Here is a 15,296-nt window from a genome sequence, read left to right as displayed (position 1 = left end):
CTTCAGATTTCAATCTCTTCAATACGCTGCTTTTTATCCAGATTACGATATTGGATCGCCTCTGCCAGATGCTGTGGCTGGATGCTGTCACACTCCTCAAGATCAGCGATGGTCAGGGCCAGCCTCAGGATGCGATCATGGGCTCTTGCACTAAGTCCCAAAGCTTCAAAAGAGGCACTAAGCAGTTGATCACCTTCTGGTGTTAGATGACAAATCTGTCTCATCCGCTTACCGCTCAATTCATTATTGTATTGGATGCCAGATCCTGCATAGCGTTGTTGTTGTCTTTGATGTGCGCGCATAACTTGCATTAGCATTTCTTTTGAAGACAAGTGATTGGTTCGTTCCTTGAGTTGTGTGTAACTTGGTTTAGGTACTTCGACATGAAGATCGATGCGATCAAGTAGAGGGCCTGATATTTTAGAGCGATAATGAACAATTTTTGCTGGACTGCAAATGCAAGCATTAGCTTCAGTTTCGGCTCCATAATACCCGCAAGGACATGGATTCATGGCGGCAGCCAATATAAAGTGAGAGGGGAATGTGTAAACCGCTCTTGCTCTTGCTATTGTAACATGACGGTCCTCGAGCGGCTGTCTAAGTACTTCGAGGGCAGTTCTCGTGAATTCAGGCAGTTCATCTAGAAAAAGAATGCCGCGATGAGATAAGCTAACTTCTCCAGGTTTGGGTATTGTTCCGCCTCCGACAAGTCCGGCGGCTGAAATCGTATGATGCGGGGCTCTAAAAGATCTTGTTCGCATGAGAGATGAGCGATCAGTAAGCTTTCCTGAGGCACTGTATATCTTCGTGACTTCTAAAGCTTCTTTGTCAGACATAGGCGGCAAAATCGAGGGCATGCGCTTCACAAGCATCGTTTTGCCCGTTCCGGGAGGACCGATTAAAAGAATATTATGCATCCCGGCCGCAGCGATCATCATGGCACGCTTCACTTGGTGCTGTCCGTTGACATCGGCATAATCCTCGACAAAGTTCTGTTCTTCGGCAGAAATTGTCGAAACTTCACCGCATTCATAATTAATGCCATTAAATATATATTTATATTGAGATTGCTTGTTCCATGACTTGAAATCAGAAAGGTTAGTTATCGCGCACACCTCAATACCTTCTATTAAAGCAGCTTCAGGAGCATTCGCGAGGGGAAGGCAGACGCGTTTAATCCCTAGCTTTTTAGCGGCATGCGCCATAGAAAGAACACCCGGAATGGGGCGAAGAGAACCATCCAAAGCAAGTTCGCCTAGAAACAAAGTGTGCAGAAAGCTGTCTATTGGCACTTGACCGGTTGTAATCAGAATTCCTACAGCAATGGCTAAATCAAAAGATGAGCCTTCTTTACGTAAATCTGCTGGTGCGAGATTGACCGTAATCCGATCCATGGGAAATGTGTACCCACAATTTTTGATGGAGGAGCGCACTCTTTCAACGGATTCTCGAATAGCCGAATCGGGGAGACCAACCAAGTTAATTTGGGGTAAGCCACTTGAGATATCAACCTCTACTTCGATCGTTTGTCCTTCTATTCCCTGCAAGCAAGCGCTCATGACTTTGCCATACATGAAAAAAACACCTTCCTCTCTATAGTTACGCAGCCGTTTCGAGCTGTCATAAAGTGGGATAAAAGGTGCTTCCTTATTGATCCGTTTTATACTTTATCCTAATTGTATACGATAATGGTAAAAATACGCAATCCGGAAATGATCACCGCGTACGTTTTAAAAATGCACGGCTTGCACATACTGGAACTAGAGGTGATGATATGCAGGAGAAACCGTATTTTTGTCCCAATTGTCGTTCTAATCGAATCAAGTTCAGTGTAATCACTAGTTACTCTCAGTCGTTTTTGAAGGATGCTTTATCAGGAAATATTACGGAATTCAAGGATCCTAACGCAATACCAGAGCCAGAACCTACGATTCAATGCTTGGTGTGCAGTTTCACGGGTAATGAGCTTCGCTTCATTAAACAGGCGGAGCGTGAACCGCGGATGAATACACCAACAACGCCGCTCTATTAAAAAAGTCGAAACTAGACGTATTTTTCAGCTTATTGAAAATGCGTCTTTTTTTATGTTGAAAGTGATAGCTAAAGTTTTTCAGCCTGAAAGGAAAGTTTGAACGCATTAACGAAAAAAATAAGGAAACTGTCGAAAATTAGTGATACAATGGTTAGGGCTTGTGAAGAAGTGTGATACTAATTCCGGCAGCAAGATTTATTTCGTGCACTACACAAATAGGAAATTACACTTTTTCCATGTATAGCACGTTTAGAAAGTCCATACTGATAGGAGGATTTTAGGAAATGAATATCCATGAGTATCAAGGCAAAGAAGTCCTGAGACAGTACGGAGTCAACGTTCCTAACGGAAAAGTTGCTTTTACCGTTGACGAAGCTGTTGAAGCAGCGAAAGAACTCGGAACATCCGTCGTTGTAGTTAAGGCGCAAATTCATGCCGGAGGTCGCGGGAAAGCTGGCGGCGTTAAGGTAGCCAAAAGCCTCGATGAAGTTCGTACATATGCTAGCGAAATTCTGGGTAAAGTTCTTGTCACTCACCAAACAGGTCCTGAAGGCAAAGAAGTTAAACGTCTTTTGATCGAAGAAGGCTGTGACATTAAGAAAGAATATTATGTTGGTGTTGTTGTTGACCGTGCTACAGGCAGCGTCGTTTTGATGGCATCTGAAGAGGGCGGTACGGAGATTGAAGAGGTTGCTGAGCATTCTCCTGAGAAAATCTTCAAAGAAGTTGTGGATCCTGCGATTGGTCTACAAGCTTTCCAAGCCCGCAGACTTGCTTACTCCATCAACATTCCTAACGAGCTTGTTAACAAAGCGGTTAAATTCATGCTAGCTCTTTATAAAGCATTCGTAGAGAAAGACGCGTCCATTGCCGAAATCAACCCACTAGTTGTTACTGGTTCTGGCGACGTTATGGCTCTTGATGCTAAATTGAACTTTGATTCCAACGCTCTTTTCCGTCACAAAGATATCGTTGAACTTCGTGATCTTGAAGAAGAAGATGCGAAAGAAATTCAAGCTTCTAAATTTGACCTGAGCTACATTGCTCTTGATGGTAATATCGGTTGTATGGTTAACGGTGCTGGACTTGCTATGGCCACTATGGACATTATCAAGCACTACGGCGGAGACCCAGCTAACTTCCTAGACGTAGGGGGCGGTGCTACGAAAGAGAAAGTAACCGAAGCTTTCAAAATCATTTTGTCCGATGAGCAAGTTAAAGGGATTTTCGTTAACATCTTCGGTGGCATTATGCGTTGTGATGTAATTGCTGAAGGTGTAGTAGCTGCTGCCAGAGAGCTTGGACTTTCCCGTCCGCTTGTTGTTCGTCTTGAAGGAACAAACGTTGAACTTGGCAAAAAGATTCTTAACGAATCCGGCTTGAACATTGTTGCTGCTGACTCCATGGCAGATGGCGCACAAAAAATCGTTGCATTAGTTAAATAATAATTAAACCCGAGCGGTTTCAAATAATATAGGGGATGTGAACAAAAGATCATGAGTATTTTGGTTAACAAACATACAAAAGTCATTACTCAAGGGATTACCGGCGCTACGGGTTTGTTTCATACCAAAGGCGGTCTGGAATACGGCACACAAATGGTTGGTGGCGTAACCCCAGGTAAAGGCGGAACAAAAGTAGATATCACATTGGAAAACGGTGAGCTTGTTCAACTTCCAGTTTTCAACACCGTTATCGAAGCTAAAAATGCAACTGGTGCTACGGCATCCGTTATCTATGTACCACCAGCTTTTGCTGCAGAGTCAATCATTGAAGCTATCGAGGCTGAACTTGATCTGGTTATCTGTATCACAGAAGGTATTCCTGTTCTTGATATGGTTAACGTGAAACGTTACCTGGAAGGCAAGAAAACCGTTCTAATCGGGCCTAACTGTCCGGGAGTAATTACACCAGGCGAGTGCAAAATCGGTATTATGCCGGGTTACATTCATACGCCAGGTCACGTAGGTGTAGTTTCCCGTTCCGGGACATTAACTTACGAGGCAGTTCACCAATTGACAACGCGCGGCATTGGACAATCCTCTGCTGTAGGTATCGGTGGAGACCCTGTTAAAGGCTCCGAGTTCATCGATATCCTTAAACGTTTTAACGATGATCCTGATACGTATGCTGTCATCATGATTGGTGAAATCGGCGGTACGGCAGAAGAAGAAGCGGCTGAATGGGTTGCTGCGAACATGACGAAGCCAGTTGTAGGCTTTATCGGTGGTAAAACAGCTCCTCCAGGAAAACGTATGGGTCATGCGGGCGCAATTATTTCCGGTGGTAAAGGAACAGCAGCTGAGAAAGTTGCAACTATGGAAAGATGTGGTATCCGCGTAGCGGCAACACCATCCGAAATGGGTTCCACACTTGTAAGCGTGCTTGAAGAAAAAGGCATGTTGGATAAAGTCATCACAAAAAAATAGTTTCTTCTAACGAAGGTAAGCAACCTTCCATCTCCCTGATTCAGGGATTTGGGAGGTTTTTTGTTTTTCTTGGCTTTGCAATTATTTGTTATTCGAGAAGGGAGTGTATATACTTATGGATAATCGTTTCATTTTGTTTGGCCTTCACGAGCTCGAGGGCGTTGGTTGGAAAACCATTCTTCAGCTTCTAAGTCGCTTTCCTGATCTGCATGTGTTGTTTGAGCTTTCAGCTGCAGCAATTGCCTCTAAAGGTATACGGACTTCCATTGCTGAACAAATTGCCACGCGTTTTACACCGGCTTTTATTGAGCAAAAGCTACAATTATATAAGAAGCAATCCATTCAAATTCTCACGCTTTTGGATGAGGACTACCCTTCGATTCTAAAAGAAATTGCGCAGCCTCCCTGGGTGTTATATGTAAAAGGAAATGTCTCATTATTGAATGGGCGTCTCCTTGGTATAGTAGGAACACGTACCCCTACGCTTTATGGAAAGAAGATTGCTGAGGAATGGGCAGCTGCCCTTTCAAGAGCAGGATTCGGTATCGTAAGCGGATTGGCTAGAGGGATTGACAGCAAGGCTCATATTGGCGCATTGCAAGGTAAATCCAAAACGGTAGCTGTTCTTGGATGTGCGATTAATCAAATTTATCCGCGTGAGAATGCATTATTATATCGAAATATAGAACAAGAGGGTGCCATCATTTCTGAATATCCCATTGGCACGGGCATGAGACCAGGTATGTTTCCGCAGAGGAATCGTATCATAGCAGGATTGACATTAGGAGTTATGGTTGTGGAAGCAGCAGAAGATAGCGGATCACTGATTACAGTTGAGTTTGCGGTGGATGAATCAAGAGATGTATTCGCCGTTCCTGGTCCTATTGACTCAAATCAAAGTAGTGGTGTCCACAAGCTTCTAAAGGATGGTGCTAAACTGGTTACCCGTGTTGAGGAGATTGTAGAAGATTATAAACATATGTTAAGCGCTGAAGACCAGGGGGCCATGAAGAAGCCTTTGCCGACATTTTCGCTTACAGATGAGGAGGGCGAAATCGTTCGAAAGTTGTCGAATGAGCCCGTCTCCATTGATGCTTTGTTGGAGGACAGTCAATTTACGTTTGGACATTTGCATGCAGTTCTGTTATCTTTGGTAATGAAAAAGGCGATTAAACAGCTTCCGGGTTCTACTTACATACTAGCATAGGCTAATACGAAGCTTTTCTTCTCGCCAATAGACTTTACCTTGAAACCAAGAGGGGAGGAAGGACGATCCATGGCGGATTCTTTAGTCATAGTTGAGTCACCAGCAAAAGCCAAAACCATTGGCAAATATTTGGGAAGTAAATTTATCGTAAAAGCCTCGATGGGTCATATTCGCGACCTTCCGAAAAGCCAAATTGGCGTAGAAGTGGATCGTAACTTTGAGCCTAAATACATAACAATCCGCGGTAAAGGTTCTATACTTAAAGAATTAAAAGACGCGAGTAAAAAAGTAAAAAAAATATATCTGGCGGCGGATCCGGATCGTGAGGGTGAAGCGATTGCCTGGCACTTAGCTCATTATTTGGATGTAGGTCCCGAAGAGCTCTGCCGTGTTGTATTTAACGAAATAACGAAGGATGCAGTAAAGGATGCCTTCAAAACACCGCGTCGAATTAATCAAGATCTCGTTAACGCTCAGCAAGCTCGGCGCATTTTGGATCGACTTGTTGGTTATAAAATCAGTCCTTTACTTTGGAAAAAAGTAAAAAAGGGATTATCTGCAGGGCGTGTACAGTCGGTAGCAGTTAAATTGATACAAGACAGAGAGAATGAGATCAAAGCCTTCGAACCAGAAGAATATTGGTCGATTACCGTTGTCTTGGACGCTGGTAAAACCGTGTTCGAAGCAAAGTATCACAGCATTAACGGTGAGAAAAAGGAACTGCATTCGCAAGAGGATGTCGATCTGATTTTAACCGCGATGGGCAGTGATGCTTTTACAGTGAAAGAAGTGAAAGAGAAAGAACGTCAGCGTAATCCTTCTCCTCCTTTCATTACAAGCTCTATGCAGCAGGAAGCGGCGAGAAAACTTAATTTCCGTGCATCAAAGACAATGTCTGTCGCACAGCAATTATATGAAGGAATAGATTTAGGAAAAGAAGGTACGGTTGGTTTGATTACCTATATGCGTACCGATTCAACCCGTATTTCGCCGGTTGCCCAAGAGGAAGCCAAAGATTTTATCTTTAATAAATATGGCCCAGCCTTCTACCCAGAGACACCGCGCCAATACACGAAGAAAAATGCGAATGCCCAAGACGCGCATGAAGGTATTCGGCCTACATCTGTGCTTCGAGAACCTGATCAAATGAAGGCATTTTTAAGTAAAGATCAATATCGTCTGTACAAGCTGGTATGGGATCGTTTCGTAGCTAGTCAAATGGCTTCAGCCGTCTTGGATACAATGACCATTGATTTAACTGCTGGAGAAACTGTATTTAGAGCGAATGGATCTAAGATGAAGTTTGCAGGATTTATGAAAGTTTATGTCGAGAGCAATGATGACGGAACGACAGAAGAGGACAAATTGCTGCCGCCTCTGACTAAGGGTGATTCTTTGCAAAAGCAAAGCGTGGATCCGAAGCAGCACTTTACTCAACCGCCTCCAAGGTATACAGAAGCGCGTTTAGTTAGGGCTTTAGAGGAAATGGGCATTGGTCGTCCGAGTACGTATGCACCGACTCTTGAGACGATTCAGAAACGTGGCTATGTTGCAATCGAAGAGAAGAAATTCGTACCTACGGAGCTTGGTGAATTAGTTATTCAATTGATGCAGGAGTTTTTTCCTGAAATTCTCGATATCGAGTTCACGGCTCATATGGAAGAGGAGCTAGACTTTGTCGAAGAGGGAAAAGAGGACTGGGTTCGAGTTCTGGATACATTCTACACCTCCTTTGAAAAGCGGCTAATTTTCGCTGAAGAGGAAATGAAGGAAATCGAAATCCAGGATGAAATTTCGGATGAGATTTGCGAGAAATGCGGTAAACATCTTGTTTATAAAATGGGGCGTTTCGGTAAGTTTCTGGCATGTTCAGGATTCCCTGATTGTCGCAATACGAAACCGATCATTAAAGATATTGGTGTTACTTGTCCTACTTGTCACACTGGGAAAATTGTCGAACGCAGGAGCAAAAAGGGGCGAGTTTTCTATGGTTGCGATCAGTATCCAACCTGTGACTTTGTCTCATGGGATAAACCGGTCAATAAGCCATGTCCTGTATGCAGCTCGATGATGATCGAGAAAAGAAGCAAGAATGGCGTGAATATTCAATGTACCGTGTGTGATCATAAAGAAGAAGTTAGTGACGATAATTCAGATGATATGAAAGATTAGAGGTGTCTGATTTTGCCAGAATATCAAAGAGTAACAGTCATCGGTGCAGGATTGGCTGGAAGTGAAGCCGCCTGGCAAATTGCTCGTCAGGGTGTGCCTGTTACTTTATACGAAATGCGTAATGTCCGTAAAACTCCAGCACATATAACAGATCAATTTGCTGAACTAGTCTGTAGTAACTCACTACGTTCGAATGGTCTTACCAACGCTGTCGGAGTACTGAAAGAAGAAATGAGACGAATGGATTCGCTCATTCTATCTTGTGCAGATGAGCATGCTGTACCGGCAGGAGGCGCGTTAGCTGTTGACCGCGATGGGTTCTCTCAAGCAGTTACAACGACGCTTCGCAACCATCCGCTCATAGAAGTTCGCAATGAGGAAGTTCAAACCTTGCCTGAAGGCATAACAGTCGTTGCATCAGGTCCATTGACATCACCAGCACTTTCTGCTGGCCTCAAAGAGCTTATGGGCGAGGAGTACTTGTACTTTTATGATGCAGCAGCTCCGATCGTGGAGAAGGACTCCATTGATATGAATAAGGTGTATTTGGCTTCCCGTTATGACAAAGGAGAAGCAGCTTACCTTAACTGTCCTATGACAGAAGAAGAGTTTAATGTTTTCTATGAAGCTTTAATAACTGCAGAGGTTGCTGAGCTGAAGGAATTCGAGAAAGAAATTTATTTCGAAGGGTGTATGCCCTTAGAAGTCATGGCGAAACGCGGTAGACAAACGGTACTGTTCGGGCCAATGAAACCAGTCGGTTTAATAAACCCACATACAGGTAAGATGCCGCATGCTGTCGTTCAACTCCGTCAAGATAATGCAGCGGGAACCTTGTATAACTTAGTCGGCTTCCAAACCCATTTGAAATGGGGAGAGCAGAAACGGGTATTATCTTTGATTCCAGGGTTAGAGCAAGCGGAGTTCGTACGCTATGGTGTTATGCATCGTAACACGTTTATTAACTCTCCGAAGCTTCTTGAACCTACTTATCAATTTAAACGTCGTGAAAATCTGTTTTTTGCAGGTCAAATGACGGGTGTAGAAGGATATGTGGAATCTGCGGCTTCCGGTCTGATAGCAGGAATGAATGCGGGGCGTTTAGCTAAAGGGCAGCCTTGTTTGGTTGTTCCGGAGGAAACGACTCTTGGGAGTATGGCACATTACATCACGACAGCTGACTTTAAACATTTTCAGCCGATGAATGCTAATTTTGGTTTGCTTCCACAATTACCCGAACGAATTCGTAACAAAAAAGAGAAATACGAGAAGCTGGCTAATCGAGCTTTAGAGAGTATTCAGAATTTTAAGAAAACATTTGCGGAGTAGGTTGTAATTGGACTCTTTGCTATGTTACTATAATTATGTTTTGTAGCATTTTTCATTCGTTTCCTCATACATTTACCTCTAGATGCGGTCATTTCTCGAATTGACCTCGCTAGAGGTTTATCTCATTTATGAGACCGAAACCAACGTATAGAGTAACTTTCATGGTGTATGATTCCATTTGAGAGGTGAGAAGAGATGGATCCTAATCAAGCTACGTTTCATGCGACAACAATCTTTGCCATTCGTCATCAAGGTAAGGGAGCTATTGCTGGAGATGGGCAAGTGACATTTGGCAACAGCATGATTATGAAAAGCACGGCCAAAAAAGTTCGGCGTTTACATAGAGGGAAAGTCATCGCTGGTTTTGCTGGTTCTGTTGCCGATGCGATTACACTTTTTGAGAAATTCGAAGGCAAGCTAGAAGAGCACCATGGTAATTTGCAGCGTGCTGCGGTAGAACTTACGAAAGACTGGCGTCAGGATCGCGTCCTGCGACGGCTTGAAGCCATGATGATCGTTATGGATTCAACTGGTTTACTGTTGCTCTCGGGAAATGGTGAAGTTATTGAGCCTGATGACGGTATTTTGGCTATTGGGTCTGGTGGCAGCTTTGCATTAGCTGCTGGAAGAGCGTTGCATCGCCATGCGTCGTCGCTAAGTGCAAAGGAAATAGCCCATGCTGCCCTAACAACTGCAGCTGAAATATGTGTGTTTACGAATCATAATATTATTGTGGAAGAAATTGAATAGTTAACGATTGAAAAGTTAATGCTTACGATGCAAGTTTTCCTACGGAAAACTCAGTTTACGCTTACGATGTTAGTTTTGCTAAAGCAAAACTTTTAGGAGGGTACAAAATGGCAAACAGCTCCCTTACACCTAAACAAATTGTCCAAGAATTGGATCGATACATAGTAGGTCAGAAAAAAGCGAAGAAATCAGTTGCTATTGCTCTGCGAAACCGTTATCGGAGAAATCTCGTAGATGAGGCTATGCGGGATGAAATTGTTCCGAAGAATATACTCATGATCGGGCCTACCGGCGTTGGAAAGACTGAAATTGCGCGCAGACTAGCTAAGTTGGTTGGCGCACCATTCATTAAGATAGAGGCCACCAAATTCACAGAAGTCGGCTATGTTGGTCGCGATGTGGAGTCAATGGTACGTGATTTGATCGAAACTTCCGTTCGTATGGTTAAGGCTGAGCGGATGGAAAAGGTGAAAGACCGAGCGGAGAAGCTCGCTAACGAGCGTCTAGTTAACTTGCTGGCGCCAAGTCCTGCGCGTTCCAAAACACAGCGTAATCCTCTTGAGATGCTATTTGGTGGGCAGAACCAACCGGATCAAGAAGAAAGTGCTCCAGACCCTTCACTTGCCGCAAAAAGGGCTCAAATCGCTGAGCAATTGACTAATGGTAAATTAGAGAATGAAGTTGTAGAAATCGAAGTGGAAGACTCTTCGCCATCGATGATGGATATGCTGGCTGGTCAGGGCAATGAACAAGCTGGCATGAATATGCAGGAGATGTTCGGCAATCTTCTCCCGAAGAAAATGAAGAAACGTAAGCTGCTTGTTAAGGAAGCAAGGAAAGTGTTAGCTCAAGAAGAAGCGCAAAGATTGATTGACATGGATGAAGTGATCCAGGAATCTATAACTCGCGCGGAACAATCGGGTATTATTTTTATTGATGAAATCGATAAGATCGCTAGTAATAGCCGCGGCGGAAGCGGACCCGACATCTCTCGGGAAGGTGTTCAGCGAGACATTTTACCGATTGTAGAGGGATCTACGGTTGTAACTAAATATGGGCCCGTGAAGACGGATTATGTCTTATTTATTGGTGCAGGTGCTTTCCATATTGCTAAGCCTTCTGATTTAATTCCAGAGCTTCAGGGAAGGTTTCCAATTCGAGTGGAATTAAGTAACTTGACCTTGGAAGACTTTGTTTCTATTTTAAAAGAACCCAAAAATGCTTTAACAAAACAATATACAGCATTGTTGCAAACGGAAGGTATAACGGTTGAGTTTGCGGACGAAGCTATTTATGAAATTGCTCGTATCGCGGTTGAAGTTAATCAGAATACTGAGAATATTGGTGCTCGGCGATTACACACCATTTTAGAAAAATTGCTGGAGGATTTATCCTTCGAAGCGCCTGAGATTACATTGGAGTCCATTGTTATTAACCCGGAATATGTTCGTGAGAAACTCAGTGATATTGTACAAAACCGAGATTTAAGTCAATATATCTTATAATAAAGAACTATCGCATGGTTAAGTAAGTAGGAGGCAGTTAAATGAGTTTATTAAATAAAACAAGAAGGCTAAATCGCTTGCTGCAAAAAGAAGCTGGCAACGCAGTTAGCTTTATGGATATGGCCGAAGTGCTGCGTGATATTGTTATTGCGAATATCTACGTCGTCAGCCGCAAAGGCAAAATTTTAGGTTATGCAGTAACGAATGATCCTGTTTCACCGGAAATGAATCAGACCATATTAATTGAACTCAGGTTTCCGTTGGAGTCGAACAATCTGCTTCTGAAGATTGAGGAAACATCATCAACAGCAGAACCAGACAGTCCGTATTTCTATTACACGGAGCAAATGAAAGACATGTTTCCATACACGCATACAACTTTAGTGCCAATTATTGGCGGGGGCTATCGTTTGGGAACGCTCATATTAAGTCGCAGTGAAGGAACTTTCATTGATGATGATTTAGTTCTGGCTGAATATGGATCTACCGTTATTGCAATGGAAATATTAAGAGAACGTGCGGAAGAAATTGAGGAAGAAGCTAGAAGTAAAGCTGTCGTTCAAGTTGCGATAGGTTCCTTATCTTTCAGTGAAATGGAAGCTGTGGAACACATTTTTGAAGAATTAGATGGTAAGGAAGGTCTATTGGTAGCGAGTAAAATTGCTGATCGGGTAGGCATTACTCGTTCTGTTATTGTTAACGCACTTCGCAAACTTGAAAGTGCCGGAGTTATTGAAACTCGTTCGCTTGGTATGAAGGGCACTTATATCCGTATTTTAAATGAGCAATTAATACAAAGTATCGAGCAATTAAAAACGAAACTCTAGATAAACACATAGAAAAGCCCTGTCTTGTAAAAGATAGGGCTTTTTTCTTATTGTAAGTTATCGTAATTTCTTAGATGATAGGAAAGGTTACCGAATGTTTTACATATTTCTACAATAAGGACCATTTCAAATTATTTTATGAAAATAATGTCGAAATAAGAAGGAATCGATAAATACAATGTTGAAGTATAAGTCGAATATTCTATAGACGGGGGTAACATAATGTCTTTGATAGACAAACCAAGTTGGAACTTGATGGAGCGATCGCTGGATGCATCGACTCTAAGACAAAAGGTTGTAGCAAACAACGTAGCCAATGCGGATACACCCTTCTTTAAGCGTTCGGATGTCGTGTTCGAAGAACTTTTACAAGGTCAGATGAATTCATCAACACCCTCTATAGAAGGTTATCGGACAGACCCTAGGCATTTCTTAATAGGAAAATCCACAAATCTGCCAAATTCAGAAATAAAAACAGATGAATCGACAGCGATTAACAACAATATGAACAATGTCGATATGGATTACGAAATGTCGTTAATGGCCAAAAACCAACTTAAATACAATGCAATGATTCAACAAATGAATAGCGAATTCAAAAAAATGCGCACAGTCTTAGGAGGGAAGTAATAACCAATGAGGTTAACCAATGGATTTGACATCAGCTCTTCGGCACTGACTGCTCAGCGATTAAGAATGGATGTTGTCTCTTCTAATATAGCGAATGCGGATACAACACGTGCTAAGTTCATAGATGGGAAATGGGTTCCCTATACAAGGAAGTTAGTTGCTTTTGAAACGAAGTCGCAGCCAAGCTTTGCACAGTCGCTTAAATCAGCTATGGCCGATGGTACTGGTGAAGGTGTGCGGGTGAATAAAATTTTTGAAGATAAGTCACCTTTGAAGCAAGTATATAACCCAACTCATCCAGATGCGGATGCGAATGGATTCGTTTATATGCCCAATGTCGATGTGCTTAAAGAAATGGTCGATATGATCTCTGCGACTAGATCTTATGAAGCGAACGTAACCGCCCTTAATGCAAGTAAATCAATGATAACCAAAGCTTTGGAGATTGGTAGATAACCAGTACAGGAGGTTGCATCATGATTGACAAAATAAGTTACAGTCCACTAAACATCATGAGTTCCATTCAACCAAAGGATAACTCCGGTGAAGGGGCTGCTGATCTTGGTAAAAGATTCGGTTCGTTCCTGAATGACGCCATATCAAACTTAAACACGCAACAACAGCAAGTGGACAACTTGAATCAGAGTTTCATCAAAGGTGAGCTTTCCGATGTTCATCAACTGACAATAGCTTCTGAGAAAGCATCGCTTGGACTTGAGTTGACTGTACAAGTCAGAAACAAAGTCCTTGAAGCTTACCAAGAAATGATGAGAATGCAGCTGTGATTGACTTAGATGCTGCTAAATTTTGGTTCGATGAGGTGACAGAGTGAACGAGAACCTGCTCCAGTACTGGGAAAAGGTGAAGCAATATTGGAATCGTTATAGTAGAACTACCAAAATCACTTTTATAGCAACGGTTGTCCTACTGATTCTTACTGCTGCAATTATAAGTATTAATTTATCAAAAACGGAGTATTCACTCGCATTTACGGAATTGCAGCCAAGTGATGCTTCAGCCATCAAGTCCTATCTAGATACCGCAAAGATACCGTATCATCTTAGTGCTGATGGTAAAAGTATCGAAGTACCAACAAGCGAAGTAGCAAATGTAAAGCTTGGTGTTGAGTCCCAAGGTTTAAATAAAAACGGCTCTTTAGGCTTTGGTGCGTTTAGCAACAGCAGTTCATTTGGCATTACAGACAACGAATTCAAAGTGAAATACTTGAACGCAATACAAGGCGAGCTTCAACAGTTGATTAACGCTAATCAAGCAATCGCCAGTTCCAAAGTTCTCATCTCTCTTCCAGAAGAAGGACCTTTCTTACAGCAACAGCAAGAAAAAGCAACGGCATCTGTAGTCGTGCAAACGAAGCAGGGCTATACCTTAGATCAAGCAAAGGTTGATACGATTTATAATTTAGTATCGCACAGTGTTAAAAATCTCCCACTAGAGAATATTACGATCTCAGACCAGTATGGACAGAGTCTTGTATCTTCGAAGGTGGGCGGTACGTCATCCACGAGTTTAGTCACTAGTCAAGCGGATATTAATAACCAGTTCCGAAATGATTTACAGAAGAATATCAATACGATGCTGGGTACGATGTTTGGCCGTGACAAAGTGAATGTAAGTGTATTCTCAACAATGAATTTTGACCAAAAGAAAAGCAAAGAGCAGCTTGTCAGCGCTCCGAATCAGGTGGATCAAAAAGGGTTGGAGATTTCCCTGCAGGAAGCAAGTGAATCGTATCAGAACAATGGTGCTGATACAGGCGGTGTACCTGGTACAGGTACTACAGATGTTCCAGGCTATCCGGGGGCTGCCAGCTCAGGCAAGTCTAATTCAGAAAAAAATAATAAGACTGTCAATTATGAAGTCAACCGAATTACGAACGATATTATTTCTACGCCTTATGTTGTAAAAGACTTAAGTATTAATGTGGGGATTGAGCCTCCGATTAAAGATGATCCCAACTCATTGACAGCTGAGACCAAGGCTGCAGTGCAAAGTGCACTAGTAAACATCGTAAGAACTGCATTAGCCGATAATAAGGTTACATATACAGACGCAGATTTACAGAAAAAAGTTACGGTATTCGCACATTCTTTTGCAAGACCAGCGGACACACTCGCATCGAAAACAACAACGTACTTAACGTATGCAGGTTTAGCTCTAGCGGCGCTTGCAATTGGATTAATTGCAGGGTTCGCAATTAGAAAACGAAGAAAAGCTGCGCAGCAACAATTGGAACAAGAAATGAATATAGCGGCAGGTAAAGCAGAGCTTCCAACGATTGATATCGAAAATGTTACTAATGACAATCAAGTACGCAAGCAGTTAGAGACTCTTGCCAAAAAGCGACCAGAGGACTTTGTTAATTTGCTTCGTACTTGGTTAGTAGACGAATAGAGG

At 42.6% G+C, this 15,296-nt stretch carries 14 protein-coding genes; 13 read left to right on the top strand and 1 reads right to left on the bottom strand.

Annotated features, from left to right (window positions below; genetic code table 11):
* Positions 1-2 precede the first annotated feature (2 nt).
* Positions 3-1,574 carry a YifB family Mg chelatase-like AAA ATPase gene (locus AC58U0_RS14210; RefSeq protein WP_497379614.1) on the bottom strand — a complete coding sequence of 524 codons (1,572 nt, stop codon included), beginning with the start codon at positions 1,572-1,574 and terminating at the stop codon, positions 3-5.
* Positions 1,575-1,774: 200 nt separating this feature from the next.
* Between AC58U0_RS14210 and AC58U0_RS14205 the strand changes: the two genes are divergently transcribed.
* The 13 genes from AC58U0_RS14205 to fliF all read left to right on the top strand — a co-directional run bounded on the left by AC58U0_RS14205 (position 1,775) and on the right by fliF (position 15,293).
* Positions 1,775-2,032, top strand: a complete 258-nt coding sequence (locus tag AC58U0_RS14205) for a hypothetical protein (RefSeq protein WP_497379613.1) — start codon at positions 1,775-1,777, stop codon at positions 2,030-2,032.
* Between the two features lie 284 nt (positions 2,033-2,316).
* Positions 2,317-3,477 (top strand): ADP-forming succinate--CoA ligase subunit beta, encoded by a 1,161-nt coding sequence (gene sucC / locus AC58U0_RS14200; protein ID WP_060645134.1) that lies wholly within the window; start codon positions 2,317-2,319, stop codon positions 3,475-3,477.
* Between the two features lie 51 nt (positions 3,478-3,528).
* Entirely contained in the window at positions 3,529-4,461 is a 933-nt protein-coding gene (gene sucD / locus AC58U0_RS14195; protein ID WP_029195344.1) for a succinate--CoA ligase subunit alpha, read from the top strand.
* 115 nt (positions 4,462-4,576) lie between these two features.
* Entirely contained in the window at positions 4,577-5,668 is a 1,092-nt protein-coding gene (dprA, locus tag AC58U0_RS14190) for a DNA-processing protein DprA (RefSeq protein ID WP_497379612.1), read from the top strand.
* Between the two features lie 69 nt (positions 5,669-5,737).
* Positions 5,738-7,840 (top strand): type I DNA topoisomerase, encoded by a 2,103-nt coding sequence (gene topA / locus AC58U0_RS14185; protein WP_497379611.1) that lies wholly within the window; start codon positions 5,738-5,740, stop codon positions 7,838-7,840.
* A gap of 12 nt (positions 7,841-7,852) precedes the next feature.
* The gene (gene trmFO, locus AC58U0_RS14180; protein ID WP_057301567.1) at positions 7,853-9,169 is read left to right on the top strand and encodes an FADH(2)-oxidizing methylenetetrahydrofolate--tRNA-(uracil(54)-C(5))-methyltransferase TrmFO; all 1,317 of its coding nucleotides are present in this window, start codon (positions 7,853-7,855) and stop codon (positions 9,167-9,169) included.
* Positions 9,170-9,364: 195 nt separating this feature from the next.
* Complete coding sequence (hslV, locus tag AC58U0_RS14175) at positions 9,365-9,919, top strand: ATP-dependent protease subunit HslV (protein ID WP_047672807.1); 555 nt, start codon at positions 9,365-9,367, stop codon at positions 9,917-9,919.
* Positions 9,920-10,026: 107 nt separating this feature from the next.
* Positions 10,027-11,424, top strand: coding sequence for an ATP-dependent protease ATPase subunit HslU (gene hslU / locus AC58U0_RS14170; RefSeq protein WP_497379610.1), 1,398 nt, complete (start codon positions 10,027-10,029; stop codon positions 11,422-11,424).
* A gap of 41 nt (positions 11,425-11,465) precedes the next feature.
* Entirely contained in the window at positions 11,466-12,251 is a 786-nt protein-coding gene (gene codY, locus AC58U0_RS14165; protein WP_497379609.1) for a GTP-sensing pleiotropic transcriptional regulator CodY, read from the top strand.
* 222 nt (positions 12,252-12,473) lie between these two features.
* Positions 12,474-12,881: a flagellar basal body rod protein FlgB gene (flgB, locus tag AC58U0_RS14160; RefSeq protein WP_047672811.1), complete on the top strand. Its 408-nt coding sequence runs from the start codon at positions 12,474-12,476 to the stop codon at positions 12,879-12,881.
* 6 nt (positions 12,882-12,887) lie between these two features.
* Complete coding sequence (flgC, locus tag AC58U0_RS14155; protein WP_497379608.1) at positions 12,888-13,337, top strand: flagellar basal body rod protein FlgC; 450 nt, start codon at positions 12,888-12,890, stop codon at positions 13,335-13,337.
* 56 nt (positions 13,338-13,393) lie between these two features.
* Positions 13,394-13,666 (top strand): flagellar hook-basal body complex protein FliE, encoded by a 273-nt coding sequence (gene fliE / locus AC58U0_RS14150; protein WP_497379719.1) that lies wholly within the window; start codon positions 13,394-13,396, stop codon positions 13,664-13,666.
* A 43-nt stretch (positions 13,667-13,709) separates the two neighbouring features.
* The gene (fliF, locus tag AC58U0_RS14145; protein WP_497379607.1) at positions 13,710-15,293 is read left to right on the top strand and encodes a flagellar basal-body MS-ring/collar protein FliF; all 1,584 of its coding nucleotides are present in this window, start codon (positions 13,710-13,712) and stop codon (positions 15,291-15,293) included.
* Positions 15,294-15,296 lie beyond the last annotated feature (3 nt).

It is taken from the genome of Paenibacillus sp. J31P190, from assembly GCF_059692075.1.
This window is presented reverse-complemented; position numbering and strand designations above follow the sequence as displayed.